We start from the raw sequence: 19306 nt of genomic DNA, 5'->3' as shown, positions 1-19306 counted from the left end.
CCACTGTCACGAACGTCCCTGCCGAGTACAGCTAGTCGTGCCATCAGGTCGAGCTCGCTGGGGAACGGGATGCGCTGCGCGATCGGGCCCATCGTGATCCCGGCGGCGGAGATGGTGACGTGGTTCTCCGACAGCAGCTGGGTGACGGGGTCGTAGCGGTTGACGTCCAGCACGACCTCGTCTGCGGCGACCCGTTCCGCCTCGACGAACTGGGTGCGCCCGGCGATCGACACGGTGGGGGAGGTCATCTCGACGACGAAGACGCCGTCCTCGGCGAGGTGGCGGCCAGCGTTCTCGAAGCACTGCACCTGACCGTCCTGGGTGAGGATGTTGCCGATCGTGTTGAACACGAGGTAGACGAGGGAGTACGCCGCAGCCGGGGCGTCCGCCGTCGCCATGTCACCTGCGACGACCGCGACGTCGGGTCGTCGTTCGTGCAGGCGCTGGGTCATCGCCGCTGACTGCTCGATGCCGTCGACCTCCACCCCGCGCTCGATGAGCGGGATCGCGATGCGGCCGGTGCCGATCGCCAGCTCGAGGGCGCGGCCGTCACCGGCCAGCGCGGCCAGGAACGAGACCGTCTCGGCCTCGTCGCCACGGAGGTGGTCGTCGTACGCCGCGGCCACGTCGGGGCCGAAGCTGTCCATCGGATCGAAGCCGTCCATGGCCCCACCCTGTGGCTGGGTGGCGATCGGGGCAACCGGGTTTCGAAGGTGGGGGACCGCGGGAGATCGTCAGCCCATGGCCCGTCGCGGTTTGCGACGCCGACGTCGGGGTATCAACAGCCCGACCTTGAAGGAGCTGATCATGGCCAACCGCCCCACCCGACGCGCACTCCGGCGCATCACCGCCCTCGCACTTCTCACGACCCTCGTCGCCGGCACCACGACGCTGGCCCCCTCGTCCCTGGCGACTGCGAGCGGCCACGGCGACGAGCCCGCCTGGCTGGAGACCGACGCCGTCGTGCTGCGTCCGGCCACCCAGGACCTGGCCCGGCGGACGGCCGTCCAGGCGCCGGCCGACGCGCGGCTCACGGACGCGACCCGCAGGGCCGATGCGGGCAACCTCGTCGACGTCGCCTTCGTCTATCCCGCGGCGCTCCTCGCCCAGGCCGACGTCGGCGGCATCGAGGGTCTGCGCACCAGGTTCCAGACGCAGATCGCCGGGGCCAACAAGGCCTTCGCCAACTCCGGCGTCCCCGTCCAGCTGCGCTACGTCGGTGACCGGCAGGTCGCAGCGGCGACGTCCACCGACCTGCGCACCATGATCAAGCAGCTCGGGGCGCCCGGCGACGGGATCTACGACGAGGCGCAGGCACTCCGCGAGGAGACCCACGCCGACCTCGTGAGCCTGTGGGCGAGCGGCTCTGTCCCCGCGGGCTCGAGCTGTGGCATCGGCGCGCTGAGTGGCATCCAGCCGCAGTACGACCCCGAGTACGCCGCCTGGACCGTGCTCTTCTACACCGCCTGCGCCGACAACTTCCGCGTGTTCGAGCACGAGATCGGCCACAACTTCAGTGGCGACCACGACACCGGGGCGTCGTTCCCGCCCAGCCAGGGCAAGCCCTATGCCCGCGGCTACACCGACCCGGCCCACCAGTTCATCTCGGTGATGGCCTACTACGACACCTGCCGCGCCGCCGGCGTGAATTGCGTGCGGATTCCCTACTACTCCGGACCCAGCGTGCGCACGCCCGAGGGCTACCCGGTCGGCAGCGCTGCGGCCGACAACGTCCGCGCGATCACCGAGCAGGCGCCGGCAGTGGCCAACTACCGCCAGTCGCAGATCTACGGAGCGGCCCCGTCGATCTCCGGCACCCCCAACCGCGGCAGGTCGCTGACCGTCAGCACCCCCGGGTGGGCACCCGGCAACGTCACCTTCACCTACCAGTGGTTCGCCGACGGGGCGCCGATCGCCGGCGCGACCGGCCCCCAGCTCACGCTCGGCAAGGCGCAGGTCGGGACGGTGATCACCGTCGCGGCGACCGGTTCGGCGCCGTACTACCAGCCCGTGGCGGTCGGCTCGGCTCCCTCCGCGGTGATCGGGAAGCAGCTCTTCAAGAAGACCCACCGCCCGAGGATCAAGGGCACTGCACGACCCGGTGGGTCGCTGCGCGCAGTCATGCGGGACTGGAAGCCCAGCAAGGCGGTGAAGTACCGCTACAAGTGGTTCCGCAACGGCAAGGCGATCAAGGGTGCCAAGTCCAGGACCTACCGCGTCAGCCGCAAGGATCGCGGGAAGAAGATCTCGGTCCAGGTCACCGGCAAGCGCCGCGGCTACGAGACGACCCAGCGTCAGTCCGGGAAGGTCAAGATCCGGCGATAGGTCGCGGCCTCGGCTTGAAGCGGCGGACCTCCTGCGGCCACCCGCACGCCTCCGCCATCCTGCCCGCCCACATCCGGGCGGCCTCCTCGTCGGCCACGTCGACGACCGTGAGGCCGCCCAGGACCTCCGTCGTCTCCACGAACGGACCGTCGCTGATCGCCACGGTGCCGCCGGTGGCGTCGGCGCTGCTGACGGTGAAGAGAGGTGAGCCCTCTCCCTCCAGCCCGCCGGCGTAGACGTAGACCCCGGCGGCCACCATGTCGTCGACCACGGCCATGGACAGCGGCGCGCGCGAGCGAAACCACTCCTCGGTGTGGTCGCCGACCCACTGCTGGTTGAAGTAGATGAGGTACTCGGTCATGGCTGCTCCTCCTGGCACGGCGGACCCGGCGCCCGCCCTCACCACCCTGACGGACGAGGAGGGGCCGAATCGACACGGCTAGCCGGGAAACTTCACCCCGGTGTTGGCGTGGCAGCGGTAGCCGAACGGGTTCTTCGCGAGGTACTGCTGGTGCGCGTCCTCGGCGTAGAAGTAGGGCGTCTCGCTCGCCGGGCGGATCTCCGTGGTGATGTCGCCGAGCCGGCGCCGGGCCAGCTCGTCGCCGTACACCTTGGTCAGGTCGCGCGCCGTCTGCTCCTGCTCGGGCGAGGTGAAGTAGATCGCGGAGCGGTACTGCGTGCCGACGTCGTTGCCCTGACGCATGCCCTGGGTCGGGTCGTGGATCTCGAAGAACTTCTTCACCAGGTCGGCGAACGAGGTGACTGCGGGGTCGAAGACGATCCGCACGGCCTCGGTGTGGCCGGTGCGTCCGGAGCACACCTCGTCGTACGTCGGGTGGCTGGTGTGTCCGCCGGCGTAGCCGACCGACGTCGACCAGACACCCGGCTCCTGCCAGAAGATCTCCTCGGCGCCCCAGAAGCAGCCGAGGCCGAAGATCGCGACCTCGTGGCCGTCGGGCACCTCGTCGGCGACGACGGGCGTCTTGAGGACGACGTGCTCCCCGAGGGTCCAGGGCTGCTCGGCGCGGCCGGGCAGCGCCTCGTCGGCGGACGGGAGGGTGGAGGGCTTGCCGAGTCCGAACATGTCTCCATTGTCCGGATGCGGGCAAGGAAGACGACCAAAACTGGGTATATCAGGGTCGGAGCGCGGGCGCTGGGCTCCGCTGCGGACCACTTTTGAGCCTCGGAGAGGGACCACCCACTGAGAGGACGACCACCATGCAGTCTCGAGGAATGACCAAGCGCGCGCTCGCCGCGGTCGTGGCAGGCCTGCTGATCGGCGGCGGCGTCACTGCCGTCAGCCCTGCCGGTGCGGAGGTGGAGCAGTTCGCGGCGACGAACTGGAAGAAGATCTGGAAGAAGAAGCTCCAGCCCCTGGCCGACAAGCGCTACTACACGAAGTCCGCGTCGGACGCGAAGTACTCCACCAAGGCCGAGACCGGCGCGGCCTTCGCCAACTACTACACCAAGGCGCAGAACGACGCCGCCCTCGCGGGATTCCTGACGAAGGCTGCCGGCGACGCGGCGTACGCCGCGAAGGGCTCGAGCTACTCCAAGGCCGAGTCGGACGCGAAGTTCCAGCCTGCCGGCAGCTACGCGGCAGCCGGTTCGTCGTACAGCAAGGCTGAATCGGACGCGAAGTACGCGCCGTACCCGCCTGTCCTCCGCGGCACCTTCTCCGTGATCGGTCCCGCCACCGCCGCGGGCCAGGAGTTCTCCAACAGCATCTCGTTCGGCGTGCAGTTCCCGTCAGCGCCCACGCCACACTTCATCAACGCCGGCGCGGTCCCGCCCGCAGGGTGCTCAGGCACCCCCGCGGCACCGAACGCCGCTCCGGGCCACCTGTGTGTGTTCGAGAAGGTCGGGAGCAACGTCTCCGGCCGCAACGTCTTCGGGGATGCGGGCCTGCCCGGGATCGTGTCGCGGTTCGGCTTCAACCCCTACATCATCAGCGCCGCTGCCGGCACGATCTACTCGTACGGCAGCTGGGCCGCACGACCGGGTGGCACCGTCACCGCGACCCGCGTGCCCCCGGATGCATCGTTGGTCGGGGAGTAGCTGCTCGTCGAACCGGGACGGTTGCCACCCACCGGGTGGCGACCGTCCCGGCCCCTGCTGACGAGTTGTGACGGGGCCCACTAGCCTCGACGGTGTGACCCAGGAACACACGAACAAGTCCGGCTTCGAGACGCGTGCGATCCACGCCGGCTACGAACCCGATGCCATGACCGGTGCGGTGATCCCGCCGATCTACGCCACCAGCACCTACAAGCAGGACGGTGTGGGCGGGATGCGGGGCGGCTACGAGTACAGCCGCTCGGCCAACCCGACCCGGACTGCTCTCGAGGGCGCGCTCGCCTCCGTCGAGGAGGGCGAGCGCGGCTTCGCGTTCGCGAGCGGCCTGGCGGCCGAGGACACCATCATCCGGGCGCTCACCGCGCCGGGCGACCACGCGGTCATCCCGGACGACGCCTACGGCGGCACCTTCCGGCTCTTCGACAAGGTGGCGCGCGTCTGGGGCCTCGACCACAGCCCCGCCGCGGTCTCGGACGTCGACGCGATGCGGGCCGCGATCGTCCCCGGCCGGACGAAGATCGTGTGGGTCGAGACTCCCACCAACCCGATGCTCAACATCGGGGACATCGAGAGCCTGGCGGCGGTCGCCCATGAAGCGGGCGCGCTGCTCGTCGTGGACAACACGTTCGCGTCTCCCTACCTGCAGCAGCCACTCACCCTCGGCGCTGACGTCGTCGTCCACTCGACGACGAAGTACGTCGGCGGGCACAGCGACGTCGTCGGTGGTGCGGTCGTCGTCCGCGACCTCGAGGTCGCCGACAAGATCGCGTTCCACCAGAACTCCATGGGGGCCGTGCCCGGTCCCTTCGACTGCTTCCTCACGCACCGCGGCCTCAAGACGCTCGGGGTGCGGATGGATCGCCACTGCGACAACGCCGAGAAGGTCGTCGAGTTCCTCGGCTCCCACGCGAAGGTCGCCGAGGTCATCTATCCCGGGCTCGGGAGCCACCCCGGCCACGCGGTCGCGGCGAAGCAGATGAAGCGCTTCGGCGGCATCATCAGCTTCCGCGTCACCGGCGGCGAGCAGCAGGCGCTCGACGTCTGCGCGAAGGCGGAGGTCTTCACGCTCGGGGAGTCGCTCGGCGGCGTCGAGTCGCTGATCGAGCACCCCGGGCGGATGACCCACGCGAGCGTCGCCGGCACCGACCTCGAGGTCCCCTCCGACCTGATCCGGCTCAGTGTCGGGATCGAGACGGTCGAGGACCTGCTCGCCGATCTCGACCGCGCCCTGGCATGACCGAGCCGGACATCCGCTTCTCGCTCGCCAACGAGCGGACCTTCCTGGCCTGGGTGCGTACGGCGATCGGGCTGGTCGCCGCCGGTGTCGCGATCTTCCACCTGGTCGGCCCGTCGGCCGCGACGACCGTCCTGTCGCTGCTGCTGCTCGCCTCCGGCGCGCTGGCCGGCTGCGTCGGCTATGCCCACTTCCGCGCTGCCGACCGGGCGATCCGGGCGGGGGAGATGCTGCCGACGAACGGCGTGGTCTTCGTGCTGCTCACGGCCGCGGTCGTGATCGGCGCGGCGGCCGCCGTCGTCACCGTGCTGGTGTGAGGCCGTGACCGCAGTCGTCTGCGTCGACTTCGGGTCGACCTTCACCAAGGCGTCGCTGGTCGACCTCGGGACCGGCGCGATGGTGGCGTCCGCCAGCCACGCGACCACGATCGGCACCGACGTGCTCGATGGCTTCGACGCCTGCCTGGCCGCACTGAGCGAGCAGGATGCCCGCGCCCGCGACGCCGAGGTGCTGGCCTGCTCCAGCGCCGGTGGCGGGCTGCGGATCGCGGTCGTCGGCAACGAGGAGCTCGTCACCGCCGAGGCCGGGCGCCGCGTCGCCCTGTCCAGCGGCGGGAAGGTCGTGGCCGTGCTCTCGGGCGGCCTCGATGCGCAGCGCTACGCCGACCTGCGTGAGGCCGAGCCCGACGTCGTGCTGCTCGTGGGTGGCACCGACGGCGGCAACAGCAGCCAGCTCGTCGCCGATGCCGACTTCCTCGCGGAGGCTCGCTGGGCCGGCCCCGTGGTCGTCGCCGGTGATGTCGAGGCGCAGTCGCGCGTCGCCGCGGCCTTCGAGGAGTCGCGGACGCCGTACGTCCTGGCGGACAACGTGGTGCCGAGGATCGGCGTGCTCGCGGCCGAGCCGGCACGCGCCGCGATCCGCGAGATGTTCCTGGCCCACGTCATCGGCGGCAAGCACCTCAGCACCCGCACCGACTTCGCCGCGATGGTCCGCGGGGCGACCCCGGACGTGGTCCTCACCGGCGTCGAGCTGCTGGCGCGCGGGCTCGACGAGGCACGGTTCGGCGCCGGCGACGTGGTCGTCGTCGACGTCGGTGGGGCGACCACCGACGTGCACAGCGTCGTCGAGGTCGACCCGGAGGAGAGCGGACTCGCGCGCGAGGTCGTCGCGACCACTGCCGTGACCCGCACGGTCGAGGGCGACCTCGGGATGCGGTGGTCGGCGGTGAGCACGGTGTCGGAGGCGGGGCTCGATCTCGCCGACGCGGCGGAGCGGCGACGTGTCGACCCCGACTACCTGCCCGACTCGGCCGAGGAGGTCGCGATCGACGAGGCGATCGCCCGTGCCGCGATCGAGCTCGCCCTCAAGCGGCACGCCGGCCGGAGCAAGGTCGTCCTGAGCCCTGAGGGCCGGGTCGTCGAGCGCACCGGCAAGGACCTGCGCGAGGTCGACCTGCTCGTCGGCTCCGGAGGGGTGCTGCGCAACGGCGTGGACGGTGTCGTGGGCCGCGTGCTGCTGCCCGCCACCGGCGAGCACGACGGCGGGTGGCAGCTGCCCCGTGCGCCGCGGGGGGTCGTCGACCACGACTACGTCCTGGCCGCTGCCGGGCTGCTGGCCGCGTCGCATCCGGAGGCGGCCCACCGGCTCGTGCAGGGGTTGTCGTCGGTGCCGATGAGTAGCCTGCAGTCGTGACGAAGGACAACGGGGTGAGCGACCAGGAGCTGGACGACGTCGAGGCGTCGGCGGACATCGATCCCGACTCCCGGCGTGGGGAGCGGCTGGCCTCGCAGCTGGCCCAGCAGTGGGCGGCGCTGCGCGCCGAGCGCCGACCGGAGCCGATCACGATCACCACCGGGGCGAGCAACTTCAGCCGCGCGCAGGTGCCGTGGGGCATCGACCTCGCGGCGGCCTGGTCGTGGCGGCTGATCATCATCGCGGCGGCCGTCTTCGGCCTCGCCTGGGTGCTGGCCTTCTTCGCCGTCATCACCATGCCGCTGGCGATCTCGCTGCTCATCGCTGCGCTGGTCGGCCCCGCGGTCGCCTCGTTGCAGCGGATCGGGGCGCCGCGCGGGCTCGCCGCGGGCATCGTGATGATCGTCGGCATCACCACCGTCGGGCTGCTCCTCACCTATGTCGGCCAGCAGGTCGCCGCCGGTGCGCAGGACCTCGCCGACTCGGTCGTCGAGGGCCTCGGCCAGGTGAAGGACTGGCTGCGCGACGGACCGCTCAACCTCAGCGACAGCCAGCTCAACGGCTGGATCGAGTCGGCCCAGCGCACCATCACCGAGAACTCCCGTGAGGGCAGTGCCGTCACCCGGCTCACCGAGCTCGGCACCGCCGTCGGACACGTCTTCGCCGGCTTCTTCATCGTGTTGTTCTCCACCTACTTCTTCCTCGCCGACGGCGGGCGCATCTGGGCCTGGCTGGTCCGGCTCGCCCCCCGCGCTGCGCGCGAGCACGTCGACGGCTCGGGCCGCGTCGCGTGGATCTCGCTGACCCAGTTCGTCCGGGCCACGGTGCTGGTCGCGCTCGCCGACGCGATCGGCGTGACGATCGTGGCCGCGCTGCTGGGTGTGCCGTTCGTGCTGGCGATCGGCGTGCTGGTCTTCCTCGGTGCGTTCATCCCGATGGTCGGAGCGACGGTCGCGGGCAGCGTCGCGATCCTGGTCGCGCTCGTCGACCAGGGCCCGCTCACCGCGCTGCTCATGCTCGGCGGCGTGATTCTCGTGCAGCAGATCGAGGGACACATCCTGCAGCCCTTCCTGATGGGTCGCTTCGTGTCCGTGCACCCGCTCGGCGTGATCGTGGCCATCGGGTGCGGTGTGCTGGTCGCGGGCATCGCCGGCGCGCTCATCGCCGTACCCCTCGTCGCCGCAGGCAACGCAGTGGTCAACCACCTCGCCCGCGAGAGCGAGCCCGAGGACTACGAGTCACCAGTCGTCACCGACGAGGAGGAGCGAGACGTGGAGCAGGAGGTGGCGAGTGAGTGACCCTCGCCTGAGTGGTGTGACCCTGGCCGACATCGAGGCCGCGCGCGAGGTGCTGCAGGGCGTCGCCGTGCGCACGCCCATGGAGGAGTCGCGCTGGCTCTCCGCGCTGGCCGACGGACCCGTGAGTCTGAAGTGCGAGAACCTCCAGCGCACCGGCTCCTTCAAGATCCGCGGCGCCTTCGTCCGCATCTCGCGACTCTCCGAGCAGGAGCGTGCTGCCGGCGTCGTGGCCGCCAGTGCCGGCAACCACGCCCAGGGTGTCGCGCTCGCCGCCACCACGCTCGGCATCCGCTCCACCGTCTTCATGCCCGAGGGGGCGCCGATCCCGAAGGAGAAGGCGACGCGGGCGTACGGCGCCGACGTCCGCTTCCACGGCCGCTACCTCGAGGACGCGCTGGTCGAGGCGCGGCGGTTCGCCGCCGAGACCGGGGCGGTGCTGATCCACCCGTTCGACCACGCCGACGTCGTCGCCGGGCAGGGCACCGCCGGGCTGGAGATCCTCGAGCAGAAGCCCGACGTCAAGACGGTCATCGTGCCGACCGGTGGTGGCGGCCTGCTCGCCGGCGTCGCCATCGCGATCAAGGCCGCCCGTCCCGACGTCCGGGTGATCGGCGTGCAGGCCGAGGGGGCTGCCGCCTTCCCCGACTCGCTGCGCCACGGCGCACCCGTCGCGCTGTCGTCGATGGCGACGATGGCCGACGGCATCGCGGTCGGGTGTCCCGGTGAGATCACCTTCGCCGCCGTGCGCGACCACTGCGACGAGGTGCGCACCGTCTCCGAGGAGTCACTGTCGCGGGCGCTGCTCGCCCTCGTCGAGCGCGCCAAGATGGTCGTCGAGCCGGCCGGTGCCGCCGCCGTGGCGGCCATCCTCGACACGCCGCACCACTTCGAGAGCCCGACGGTGGCGATCCTCTCGGGCGGCAACATCGACCCGCTGCTGCTCGGCAAGGTGATCCGCCACGGACTCGCGTCCGCCGGTCGCTACCTCTACCTCCGGGTCGTGATCCCCGACCTGCCCGGCGGGTTGGCCGGGCTGCTCGCCCGCGTCGGCGAGGCCGGCGCCAACGTGCTCGAGGTCGCCCACGAGCGGATCTCGCCGACGCTCAACCTCAACGAGGTCGAGGTGCGGATCCAGCTCGAGACCCGCGGCGAGGTGCACGCCGGGGTCGTGATGGCCAAGCTCCGCGAGGCGGGCTACAAGGTCTATGAATGAGTCGACCCGGCACACGAGGTGCCGGGTCGACGTGGGGAACGAAGGTCAGCTGCGGTAGGGCTCCGCGTCGACGATGTCGACCTGGATGTCCTTGCCGTTGGGCGCGGTGTAGGTGACGGTCTCGCCCTTGTTGTGGCCGTTGATCGCGGCACCCATGGCGGACTGGGGGGAGTAGACGTCGAGGGTGTCGCCCTCGGCGAGGTTCTCGCGGGCCCCGAGCAGGAACTTCTCGGTGTCGTCGTCGCCGGTGAAGCGGATGGTCACGACCATGCCGGGCTCCACGACGCCGTCGTTGGCCGGCGTCTCGCCGACCTCGGCGCGACGCAGCATGTCCTCCAGCTGGCGGATGCGGGCCTCCTGCTTGCCCTGCTCGTCCTTGGCAGCGTGGTAGCCGCTGTTCTCCTTCAGGTCGCCTTCATCGCGGGCGGCCGAGATCTTCTCGATGATCTCGGTGCGGCGAGGCCCCTTGAGCTCCGCGAGCTCGGAGGTGAGCTTGTCGAAGGCATCCTGCGTGAGCCAGATGGTGCCGGCGTCCTGAGTCATGTCGGTGTACTCCTACTAGGTGGATACGCACAATCGCATCCACTCGTGGTGGTGTTTGTCCTGCTTGGCGAGCCCTGCGGCTGGCGCTCTCGGCCGCGCAATGGGCTGGCGCTGCCGGGCGGGCAGGACACCAACGTAGCAACTCAGGCGAGCAGATGCAGGTCGACGACACCAAAAAGGCTGGTCAGCGGCGTGGACGGGGCGGTCGCAACGCTCAGCGCGGACGTTCCTGGTCGGGAGTGGTGCAGCCGATCAGGTCGACGCTGGTGGCGAGTCGCTCGGTGCGGATGACGACGTCGTTGCGGCCCTGCTGGGGCGTGAACGAGATCTCGCCGACGGTGGTGTGGTCCTCGGCGAAGGCCCGCACCCGGCAGGTGGCGTCGGCGCCGTCCTCGAGCTGGACGTCGATGTGCGCGACCGCGGAGCTGGCGCTGCGCACGTCGTAGCTGACCAGCTCCGACTCGGCTGCGGGGGTGCCGTGCGACCACGCCACCCACGCCACCCAGGCGAGGAAGACCAGCGCCAGCACGGTCGTCGCGGCGACCAGTGCCTGCCGGCGCCACGGTGCGGGTGCGCCGTACCTCTGGGAAAGGTCGCTGGGGGCAGGCGCGGGCTCGGTCACGCGTGCAGCCTAGAGAACCCGGCCAACGGTGCAGAACCTAGACTCTCGTCCATGCCGCAGCCTTCCGCCCAGCGCGCCGGATATCGCCTCATGCACGTGCACGCCCACCCCGACGACGAGTCGAGCAAGGGCGCGGCCTCGACGGCGATGTATGTCGCCCAGGGCGTCGACGTGCACGTCGTGACCTGCACGGGCGGCGAGCGCGGTTCGATCCTCAATCCGAAGATGGACCGGCCCGGGATCCTCGAGAACATCCACGAGATCCGCCGCCAGGAGATGGAGCGGGCCCGCGACATCCTCGGGGTGACCCAGGACTGGCTCGGCTTCATCGACTCGGGCTGGCCCGAGGGCGACCCCAAGCCGCCGCTGCCCGAGGGCTGCTTCGGTCTCGTCGACGTCGAGGAGGGTGCTGCGCCGCTGGTGAAGCTGATCCGCGAGCTGCGTCCGCACGTGCTGACGACCTACGACGAGAACGGCGGCTACCCGCACCCCGACCACATCATGTGCCACAAGATCTCGGTCGAGGCGTTCCACGCGGCGGGCGACCCGGAGCGCTATCCCGAGGCGGGGGAGCCGTGGCAGCCGCTCAAGCTCTACTACCAGCACGGCCACAGCCGGCCCAAGGCCGTCGCGCTGCACGAGGCGATGCTGGCCCACGACCTCGAGTCGCCGTGGGCCGAGCGCCTGGCCGACTGGCCCGAGCGCCCCGACTGGGACGCCCGGGTGACGACCAAGGTGCCCTGCTCGGACTACTTCGGGGTGCGTGACCAGGCGCTGCTCGCGCACGCGACGCAGATCGACCCGGACGGCTGGTTCTTCTCGATCCCGCGCGAGATCCAGGCCGAGACGTGGCCGACCGAGGACTTCGAGCTCGTCGTGAGCCACGTCGCCTCCGAGCTGCCGGAGGACGACCTGTTCGCCGGCATCACCCCTGACGCCTGAGCCGACACGCGCCTGAGAGACTGGGCCCATGTTCACGCACAGCCTGGCCGTCGCGGTCACCATCGCCACCACCGAGGGCCCCGCGCCCGAAGACGTCAAGGCCGGCTGGGTCGCGCTGATCATCTTCTTGCTGCTGGCCCTCGCGGTCGCGTTCCTGGGCTGGAGCCTGACCAAGCAGCTGCGCAAGGCGCAGGCGGCCAAGGACGCCGGGGCGTACGGCGACGAGCCGGCCGGTTCCGGCGACGAGCCCGCCGACGGCGACTCGACGACCTCTGGCTGAGGCCTACTGGGCGGCCTTCCGGTGCAGCGCAGTCCCACGGCGCTCGTCCGGGACGGTGAGCATCACGATCGAGCCGATCACGCACATGGCCACGATGTACCAGAAGAAGAGCGTCGTGTGCCCCGCATCGGTCAGGGCAGTCAGGATGAACGGCGCCGTACCCCCGAAGAGCGCAATGGCGATGTTGTACCAGGACCCGATCCCGACGCCGCGCAGGTTGACCGGCAGGAGGTCGGACAGGACGGCCGGGGTCACCGAGGTCGCTGAGGCGAAGAGTCCCAGGCTGACGACGAACACCAGGATGAGGCTGGCGAGGTCGTCCGTGACGAGTCGCGACAGGGGGACGGTGATCACCGCGAAGACCACGGCGCAGCCGAGGATCTGGTTGCGCCGGCCGATGCGGTCGGCCAGCAGGCCGAAGGGATACTGCGCCGCGACGAAGACGACCAACCCGATGCTGAGGGCCAAGAAGGTGTCGGACTCGGACGCGCCGACAGTCCCACCCTCAGCGAGCGGCCGGCTGGCGTAGGCCTTCAGCGCATTGGTCAAGGTGTAGTAGACGAGCGTCAGCATGGCGATGAAGCCAAGGATCTGGGCGACCGCGCGAGGGTGGTCGCGCAGAGTGGACAGCAGCGGGCTCTTGACCGGCTCGGTGCCCTCCACCTTGTCGGTGAACTCGGTCGACTCGTCCATGGTCCGTCGCAGCCACACGACGACGACGCCGAGGACAGCGCCGACCACGAAGGGCACGCGCCAGCCCCACTCGTGCATGAATGCCTGGCTGAAGGTGCTGCTCATCCAGTAGCCGAGCAGGGACGCGAGGAGGATTGCTGCTCCCGTGGACATGTAGCAGAAGGACGAGTAGCGGCCACGCCGGTCCTCCGGCGCGATCTCGTAGAGATAGGCGTAGGCGTTGCCGACCTCGCCGCCGGTCGAGATGCCCTGGGCGATCCGAGCCAGCAGCAGCACGATCGGCGCGAACCAGCCGATGGTCTCGAACGTCGGCGTGAGCGCGATGACCAACGAGCCGCCGCACATCAGGCCGATGGTGACCAGCAGGGCGGGCTTGCGGCCGTGTACGTCCGCGAACCGACCGATCAGCCAGCCGCCGAGCGGACGGAAGAAGAACGCGAGGGCGAACGTCGCGGCTGTGTTGAGGTAGGCCAGGGTCGGGTTGTCGCTCGGGAAGAACTGGGTGGCGAAGTAGGTCGAGAAGAGCGCGAAGATCGTCCAGTCGAACCACTCGACGGCATTGCCGGCGCTGGCGGCGACCAGGTTGCGGACGGGCAGCCGGTGAGGGACGGTCGCGGGTGGGTCGATGACGCTCATGGTGGCCTCCTGGGGCTCAGTTGGTGGCGGGGTTGCGGGCGGGGTGGCTGCTGGTGAGGTCAGCCTGGGAGCGGAGCGCCGCGAGGCGGCGCGTTGCGAGCTCGGCATAGAGAGCGACCCCGTCGGGCAGCACCGAGCTGTCGTAGGTGGCCTTCGGCGAGTGGTTGAAGGGCACGGTCTGCGGATCAGCTCCGCCGGCCACGGCCGAGAGTCCGATGAAGTTGCCGGGCACTTCGGCGAGCACGCGCGAGAAGTCCTCGGAGCCGGCGACCGGCGAGTCCATGGCGACGTGGCGCTCATCGCCGAAGAGGTCGATGACCGTGTCCGTGACGAAGGCCGTCTCGGCGACGTCGTTCGAGGTGATCGGGTACTGGTCGACGTACTTCACGTCGACCTCCAGCCCGTGCGCCGCGGCGATGCCCTTCAGGAGGCGGGGAGCCTCGAGCATCATCGTGTCGCGGGCGGCCTCCGAGAAGGTGCGCACCGTGGCCTGGAAGGTCGCGGTGTCCGGGATGACGTTGGCCTTGGTGCCGGCCTGGAGCAGGCCGACAGTCACCACGACGGGGTCGAAGATGCTGAACCTGCGCGTGACCATGGTCTGCAGGGCCGTGACCATCTCGGCCACGGCGGGAACAGGGTCGCGACTGCGGTCGGGGGTGGAACCGTGACCACCCGACCCGACGACAGTCACGTGCAGCTCGTCCGAGGCGGAGAGGTAGGTCCCGGGGCGGGTGAGGACGTGGCCACCGGGAGCGAGCCCGGCGAAGACATGGAGGGCGTAGGCCGCGTCCGCTCGGCGCCCGGCCGCGTCGAGGATCCCCTCGCGGATCATCACGCCGGCGCCGTCCCACCCCTCCTCTCCGGGCTGGAACATGAAGACGACATCGCCGGCCAACCGGTCGCGCTGGGCGCTGAGCAGGTGGGCGGAGCCAACGAGCATGCTGGTGTGCAGGTCGTGACCACAGGCGTGCATGGCCCCGTCGACCTGCGAGGAGAAGGGAAGGCCCGTCGCTTCCTGGACGGGGAGGCCGTCCATGTCGCCGCGCAGCAGGACGACGGGTGCGGGGCCGCTGTCCCCGGTCCCGGCGGGCGCCGTGCCTCGCAGAACGGCGGTGACCGACGTGGTGTCCGTCCCGGTGCTGATCTCGAGGGGGAGGCCGTCCAGGGCCGCGATGACCTTCTCCTGCGTGCGCGGTAGGTGCAGGCCGATCTCGGGCTCCCGGTGCAGCGCCTCGCGCAGCTCAGTGAGGTCCGCGGCCATGGTTCGCGCGTCGTCCAGAGTGCTCACGGGTCATCTCCTGCCTGGGAGGGCTGTGGGGTAGGAGACGAGTGTGCGATCGTCGTCACACTGCCCGCCCAACAACGTTGATTTCGATCACCCAAAGGTGAAATGGAGGGGGAAACGTGCACACTCCCGGCTTCCAGGAGGAGGATCTTGCCCTTCTGCATTCTCTGCAGATTGCTCCTCGCGTCACCTGGACCGACCTTTCTCGCGTCCTGGACGCCACACCCACGGCGCTGGCCGCCCGGTGGCACCGCCTCCGCTCGAGCGGGCTGGCCTGGGTCACGTCCTATCCCGAGGCGCGCGGGGACGACCTGGTCACGTCGCTCGTCGAGGTCGATGTCGCGCCAGGTCATCGAGCCGAGGTCGTCCGCCTGTTGTGTCGCGACCCCCGGACCATTTCCGTCGAGGAGTCGGCACGCGGGCGCGACCTGCTGCTCACCGTGCTCACCCCGGACCTCCCCTCCCTGACCCGCTTCGTCCTCGACGACATGGCCGGCATCGCGGGCATCGAGCGGCAGCGCACCCACCTGGCCACGGCCGTCCACAGCGACGGCACGAACTGGCGGCTGGATGCGCTCGACCGGGACCAGCAGGCGGTGTGTGAGCAGCTGGCTGCCGCTGCCGGACCACAGCCGGGTGTGACCCCGCCCCGTGACGCCGAGGCGCTGATCGATGCCCTGGCCCGCGACGGCCGCGCGTCGGCCGCGGACCTGGCCCGACAGATCGGGCGGCCTGAGGCCACGGTGCGTCGCCAGCTCTCGCGGCTGGTCGGCTCGGGGGCGTTGCGCTTCCGCTGCGAAGTAGCTCAGCTGGCGTCCCGGTGGCCGATCAGCTGCACGTGGGTGGCGCGGGTGCCCGCTGCCGAGCGGGAGCGCACGGTCACCGCCCTCGGCACCCTGCAGGAGCTGCGCCTGTGCATCTCGACGACCGGGGACACCAACCTCATGTTCACGGTCTGGGTGCGTTCCTTGCAGCACCTCATGCGGCTCGAGCAGCTGCTCGGCGAGCGGCTGCCGTGGTTGGGGATCGTCGACAACGCGATCACGCTCCGCACGTCGAAACGGATCGGGTGGTTGCTCGACGACAACGGGTTGGCAACCGGGGAAGTCGTTCCCTCGAGCGCGCTGGCGTCCGTCGTGCGCTAGGCGCGGACGAGCCGAACCAGGCAGTCCCACGCAGTCTTGGTGACCTCGCTGCCGTGACCGTCGTCGGCGGTCACGACCCGTTCCACCCGCTCGGCCCGGACGACCTCGACCTCGATCCCGTCGAGGTCGTCGAGGACGTCCTGTGCCGTCATCAGCACGGCCGGGTCCTGCGGGCCGCCGGTGCCCTCGGTCAGGTTGGTGGAGTCGTGGGCGACCCAGACCAGCGTGCCGCCCGGTCGCAATGACGAGACGGCATTGCGCACCGCCGTACGCCGCAGCGCGGCTGGCACCTGGAAGTAGGCCACCACTGCGAGGTCCAGTCCGTCGCTCGTCCACTCCGTCGCGTCGGCGCACACCCATGTGACTGACAGGTCGCCGGCCAACGTCCGGCCCTTGTCGACCGCGACCTGCGAGAAGTCGACTGCGGTCACGTCCCAGCCGAGGGAGGCCAGCCAGATCGCGTTGCGGCCCTCGCCGCACGCCAGGTCGACGGCTCGCCCGGGCGCCAGGTCCGCGCACTCGGCGGCCACGACGGCGTTGGGTCCGCGCGACCAGACGAGGTCGCTGGCGGCGTACCGCTCGTCCCATGCGTGTGAGTCCATGGGACGACCGTATGTCAGGCGTTGATGTCGCTGGGGTGCTTGGCGAGCGGCGTCACCGTGATGTCCATGTAGGGGAACAACGGCAGCCCGGAGAGCAGCTCGTGCAGCGCGTCGTTGGACTCCACGTCGAAGATCGAGACGTTGGCGTACTCGCCCACGATCCGCCACAGGTGTGGCCAGCGTCCGGACTCCTGGACCTCCTGGGCGTAGGCCTTCTCGCGGGCGACGAGGTCTGCCTTGACCTCGGGGTCCATGTCGAGCGGGATGCGGACGTCCATCCGTGCGTGGAACAGCATGTGGTCAGCCCTTCTCGGGGTCGAGGACGAAGCCGTAGTCGACGCTCGCGCTGCCGTCGGACTCCTGCTTGGGGTCGAGGATCAGCTCAGGCTTGACGGCCGAGGCGATGTCGTCGTCGTTGTGGGCGTCACCGGGGAAGTACAACTGGGCGGTGAGCAGCTCGTGGCCGGGCGCGGAGACCTTGACGTGCAGGTGCGCCGGGCGCCAGGCGTGCCAGCCGGCGGCGGCGATGAGCTTGCCGCAGGAGCCGTCGGTGGGGATCTGGTAGGGCGCGGGCTGCACGGTGTGGATCGCGAAGGCACCGTCCTCACCGGTGGTGAAGGTGCCGCGCAGGTTCCACTCCGGGATGCCGGGGGCGAACTGGGAGTAGAGGCCGTCGGAGTCGGCGTGCCACAGCTCGACCTTGGCGCCTGCCAGCGCGGTGCCGTCGGTGGAGGTGACCGCGCCGGTCCAGGTCAGCGGCGTTCCGCCCTCGCCCTCGCGCATGGAGATGGTGCCGTCGGCACCCTGCTCGGGCGCGTTGGGGACGTAGTAGGGCCCCTCGATCGCGCCCTTGTTGCCCTCGCGGTGCTCGGTGTTGACCTCTTCGACGACGTGCTCGAGCCAGACGTCGAGGAACAGCGGCCACTCGCCGTCCTCGCCGACGTTGATCATCCACGCCTTGAGGGCGTTGAACTCGTCGTAGGTGACCTTGTGCTTGCGGACGGTGGCGTAGACGGCGTCGAGGACCTCGCGGGCCAGCGCGTCGACACGCTCGGCGGGGACGTCCTTGACCGCGTCGTACGGCGACTTGTCGGCGTGGAAGCGCTCGGTGGCGCTGGCGCCGGAGGCGGCCGCCGAAGCGGTCTCGTTGACGGTGGTGCTCATGGGGGTTCTCCTTCGGGGATGTGGTGCGGGTGGTGGTGGGTCAGTCAGTCCTGGCGGTAGCGCGCCAGCTTGTCGGGGTCGATCACGGCCCCCAGGCCGGGACCGGGCCGGACGACGAGCTCGCCGCCCCGGATCTCCAGCGGTTCGGCGAGCAGGTCGTCGGTCATGTCGAGGAAGTTGGACAGCTCGCCGGGGCGGCGCGAGGTCAGCTCGAAGGCCGCGCCGAAGGCGACCGAGCACAAGGAACCGAGCTGGCCGTCGATCTGGTTGCCCATGACGACCTCGATCCCGAGCCCCTCGGCGAGGTGGTGGACGCGGCGGCTGGTGGTGAAGCCGGTGCGGGCGGTCTTGATGCTGACCGCGTTGGCCGAGCCGCTGAGCACCTCCCGGGTGACCTCGGCCGGAGTCACGACGGACTCGTCGGCGACGAAGGGCACCTCGACCTGCTGCACCAGCCACCGGCGGCCCAGCACGTCGTCGGCGGGGCACAGCTCCTCGGCGAGGGTGAGGTCGAGGTCGGCCATCTCGTGCATCGCGCGGGCGGACTCCGACGGCGACCAGCCGCGGTTGCCGTCGACGTACAGCTCGACCTCGGTGCCGAAGCTTTCGCGCAGGGCGCGCACGACCGCCGTGTCGAGGGTGAAGGGGCGCCGGCCGACCTTCACCTTGAAGGTGGAGATGCCGTAGGTGTCGCGCATCCGCTCGGCCTCGGCGACCATCGCGGCGGGCTCGTCGAAGCCGAGCATGTGGGAGACCCGCATCCGGTCGGTGTAGCCGCCCAGCAGGTCGGTGACGTTGTAGCCCAGGGACTGGCCGAGGGCGTCCCAGATGGCCATGTCGAGGGCCGACTTGGCGGTCGGGTTGCCGACGGTGCGCGAGAGCCGGGCGTGGATCTGCTCGCGCTCGATCACGTCGAGCCCGGTCACCTGGGGCGCGAAGATGCCCTCGATCACGGCGATGATGCCGGCCTGCGTCTCGCCGTAGGTGAAGGGGCGCGGCGGCGCCTCCGCGACGCCGACGACGCCGTCGTCGGTGGTGACTCGCACCAGGACGTGCTCGGCGACGTGGACCTCGCCGCTCGCGAACTTCAGGGGCTTGGCGTAGGGGATCGCGAAGGGGATCGCCTCGACCTGGGTGATCTTCATCGGGTGACCTCATCGGGGCGGTTGGCGGGGGACGTGGCAGGGGTGGGGGACTCGTTGGCGGCGAGCACCTCGAGGACGGCGAGCACGGCCGGGTTGCTCTCGCCGGTGCGCCAGGCGAGGGCGAGGTCGACGGTGGCGGCGTCGGTGACGTCGCGGAAGACGACCCCCGTCAGGGGGGCCGCCAGGACGGAGGCGGGGAGCAGGGCGACCCCGAGGTCGGCGGCGACCAGGGGGAGCAGGACCGAGATGCCGGCTGCCTCGTGCTCGTGGTGGGGGACGAAGCCGGCGACCCGGCAGCTGCGCAGGACGGCGTCGTTGACGGCCGAGTCGGCGCCGGCGAAGAGCACGAAGGACTCGGTGCGCAGGTCGGTCATCGAGATGACCGGCTCCGTGGCGAGGCGGGGGTCGGCG

Annotated in this window: 22 protein-coding genes; 10 read left to right on the top strand and 12 right to left on the bottom strand. The window is 70.5% G+C overall.

Annotation, left to right across the window (positions count from 1 at the left end; genetic code table 11):
- Positions 1-665: class I SAM-dependent DNA methyltransferase (locus tag CF8_RS02820; protein ID WP_051204100.1), on the bottom strand; the 665-nt coding region annotated here is incomplete at its 3' end.
- Positions 666-807: 142 nt separating this feature from the next.
- Between CF8_RS02820 and CF8_RS02815 the strand changes: the two genes are divergently transcribed.
- Positions 808-2325, top strand: coding sequence for a reprolysin-like metallopeptidase (locus CF8_RS02815; protein WP_036490038.1), 1518 nt, complete (start codon positions 808-810; stop codon positions 2323-2325).
- Here CF8_RS02815 and CF8_RS02810 read toward each other — a convergent pair.
- Together CF8_RS02810 and msrA are read right to left on the bottom strand one after the other, a co-directional pair.
- Positions 2309-2686 (bottom strand): YciI family protein, encoded by a 378-nt coding sequence (locus CF8_RS02810; RefSeq protein ID WP_010831625.1) that lies wholly within the window; start codon positions 2684-2686, stop codon positions 2309-2311. The genes CF8_RS02815 and CF8_RS02810 overlap by 17 nt on opposite strands.
- Positions 2687-2764: 78 nt before the next feature.
- Positions 2765-3409, bottom strand: coding sequence for a peptide-methionine (S)-S-oxide reductase MsrA (gene msrA / locus CF8_RS02805; protein WP_010831624.1), 645 nt, complete (start codon positions 3407-3409; stop codon positions 2765-2767).
- Between the two features lie 149 nt (positions 3410-3558).
- On the opposite strand from msrA, the gene CF8_RS02800 reads away from it, so the two are divergent.
- From CF8_RS02800 to ilvA, 6 genes are all read left to right on the top strand, one after another.
- A complete protein-coding gene (locus CF8_RS02800; RefSeq protein WP_010831623.1) occupies positions 3559-4383 on the top strand; it encodes a hypothetical protein in 825 nt (274 codons plus the stop codon).
- Positions 4384-4477: 94 nt separating this feature from the next.
- Complete coding sequence (locus tag CF8_RS02795) at positions 4478-5638, top strand: cystathionine gamma-synthase (protein WP_010831622.1); 1161 nt, start codon at positions 4478-4480, stop codon at positions 5636-5638.
- Positions 5635-5952: a YidH family protein gene (locus CF8_RS02790; protein ID WP_010831621.1), complete on the top strand. Its 318-nt coding sequence runs from the start codon at positions 5635-5637 to the stop codon at positions 5950-5952. The genes CF8_RS02795 and CF8_RS02790 overlap by 4 nt, the downstream gene beginning before the upstream one ends.
- Positions 5953-5956: 4 nt before the next feature.
- A complete protein-coding gene (locus CF8_RS02785; protein WP_010831620.1) occupies positions 5957-7327 on the top strand; it encodes a glutamate mutase L in 1371 nt (456 codons plus the stop codon).
- Positions 7324-8625, top strand: coding sequence for an AI-2E family transporter (locus CF8_RS02780; protein ID WP_010831619.1), 1302 nt, complete (start codon positions 7324-7326; stop codon positions 8623-8625). The genes CF8_RS02785 and CF8_RS02780 overlap by 4 nt, the downstream gene beginning before the upstream one ends.
- A complete protein-coding gene (gene ilvA, locus CF8_RS02775; protein WP_232211564.1) occupies positions 8618-9838 on the top strand; it encodes a threonine ammonia-lyase in 1221 nt (406 codons plus the stop codon). Before CF8_RS02780 ends, ilvA begins: the two co-directional genes overlap by 8 nt.
- Positions 9839-9883: 45 nt before the next feature.
- Here the strand turns inward: ilvA and greA are convergent, their stop codons facing one another.
- Both greA and CF8_RS02765 read right to left on the bottom strand, forming a co-directional pair.
- Positions 9884-10381, bottom strand: coding sequence for a transcription elongation factor GreA (gene greA, locus CF8_RS02770; protein ID WP_010831617.1), 498 nt, complete (start codon positions 10379-10381; stop codon positions 9884-9886).
- 214 nt (positions 10382-10595) lie between these two features.
- Complete coding sequence (locus CF8_RS02765) at positions 10596-11003, bottom strand: DUF4307 domain-containing protein (protein WP_010831616.1); 408 nt, start codon at positions 11001-11003, stop codon at positions 10596-10598.
- A 51-nt stretch (positions 11004-11054) separates the two neighbouring features.
- Here CF8_RS02765 and mca point away from each other — a divergent pair, with 51 nt between their 5' ends.
- Both mca and CF8_RS02755 read left to right on the top strand, forming a co-directional pair.
- Positions 11055-11945, top strand: coding sequence for a mycothiol conjugate amidase Mca (gene mca, locus CF8_RS02760; RefSeq protein ID WP_036490037.1), 891 nt, complete (start codon positions 11055-11057; stop codon positions 11943-11945).
- Between the two features lie 28 nt (positions 11946-11973).
- Positions 11974-12225, top strand: a complete 252-nt coding sequence (locus tag CF8_RS02755) for a hypothetical protein (protein ID WP_010831614.1) — start codon at positions 11974-11976, stop codon at positions 12223-12225.
- 3 nt (positions 12226-12228) lie between these two features.
- Here the strand turns inward: CF8_RS02755 and CF8_RS02750 are convergent, their stop codons facing one another.
- Positions 12229-13554: an MFS transporter gene (locus CF8_RS02750; RefSeq protein ID WP_010831613.1), complete on the bottom strand. Its 1326-nt coding sequence runs from the start codon at positions 13552-13554 to the stop codon at positions 12229-12231.
- A 16-nt stretch (positions 13555-13570) separates the two neighbouring features.
- On the bottom strand, positions 13571-14842 hold the full coding sequence (locus CF8_RS02745) for a M20 metallopeptidase family protein (protein ID WP_051204099.1): 1272 nt from the start codon (positions 14840-14842) through the stop codon (positions 13571-13573).
- A 116-nt stretch (positions 14843-14958) separates the two neighbouring features.
- Between CF8_RS02745 and CF8_RS02740 the strand changes: the two genes are divergently transcribed.
- Positions 14959-15984, top strand: coding sequence for an Lrp/AsnC family transcriptional regulator (locus CF8_RS02740; RefSeq protein ID WP_010831611.1), 1026 nt, complete (start codon positions 14959-14961; stop codon positions 15982-15984).
- On the opposite strand, the gene CF8_RS02735 is transcribed toward CF8_RS02740, so the two are convergent.
- The 5 genes from CF8_RS02735 to CF8_RS22895 form a co-directional block, all read right to left on the bottom strand.
- The gene (locus tag CF8_RS02735; protein WP_010831610.1) at positions 15981-16586 is read right to left on the bottom strand and encodes a class I SAM-dependent methyltransferase; all 606 of its coding nucleotides are present in this window, start codon (positions 16584-16586) and stop codon (positions 15981-15983) included. The genes CF8_RS02740 and CF8_RS02735 overlap by 4 nt on opposite strands.
- Positions 16587-16600: 14 nt before the next feature.
- Positions 16601-16882, bottom strand: coding sequence for a muconolactone Delta-isomerase (gene catC, locus CF8_RS02730; protein ID WP_010831609.1), 282 nt, complete (start codon positions 16880-16882; stop codon positions 16601-16603).
- Between the two features lie 4 nt (positions 16883-16886).
- Positions 16887-17750 (bottom strand): catechol 1,2-dioxygenase, encoded by an 864-nt coding sequence (gene catA, locus CF8_RS02725; RefSeq protein ID WP_010831608.1) that lies wholly within the window; start codon positions 17748-17750, stop codon positions 16887-16889.
- A 44-nt stretch (positions 17751-17794) separates the two neighbouring features.
- A complete protein-coding gene (locus tag CF8_RS02720; RefSeq protein ID WP_010831607.1) occupies positions 17795-18895 on the bottom strand; it encodes a mandelate racemase/muconate lactonizing enzyme family protein in 1101 nt (366 codons plus the stop codon).
- On the bottom strand, positions 18892-19306 hold a 415-nt coding region (locus CF8_RS22895), incomplete at its 5' end, for a LysR family substrate-binding domain-containing protein (RefSeq protein WP_036490036.1). The genes CF8_RS02720 and CF8_RS22895, both read right to left, overlap by 4 nt.

It is taken from the genome of Nocardioides sp. CF8 (genome assembly GCF_000389985.1).
GTDB classification, from domain to species: Bacteria; Actinomycetota; Actinomycetes; order Propionibacteriales; family Nocardioidaceae; genus Nocardioides; species Nocardioides allogilvus.
Note: the sequence above shows the minus strand (reverse complement) of the source record. Positions and strands in the feature narration are given on the sequence as shown.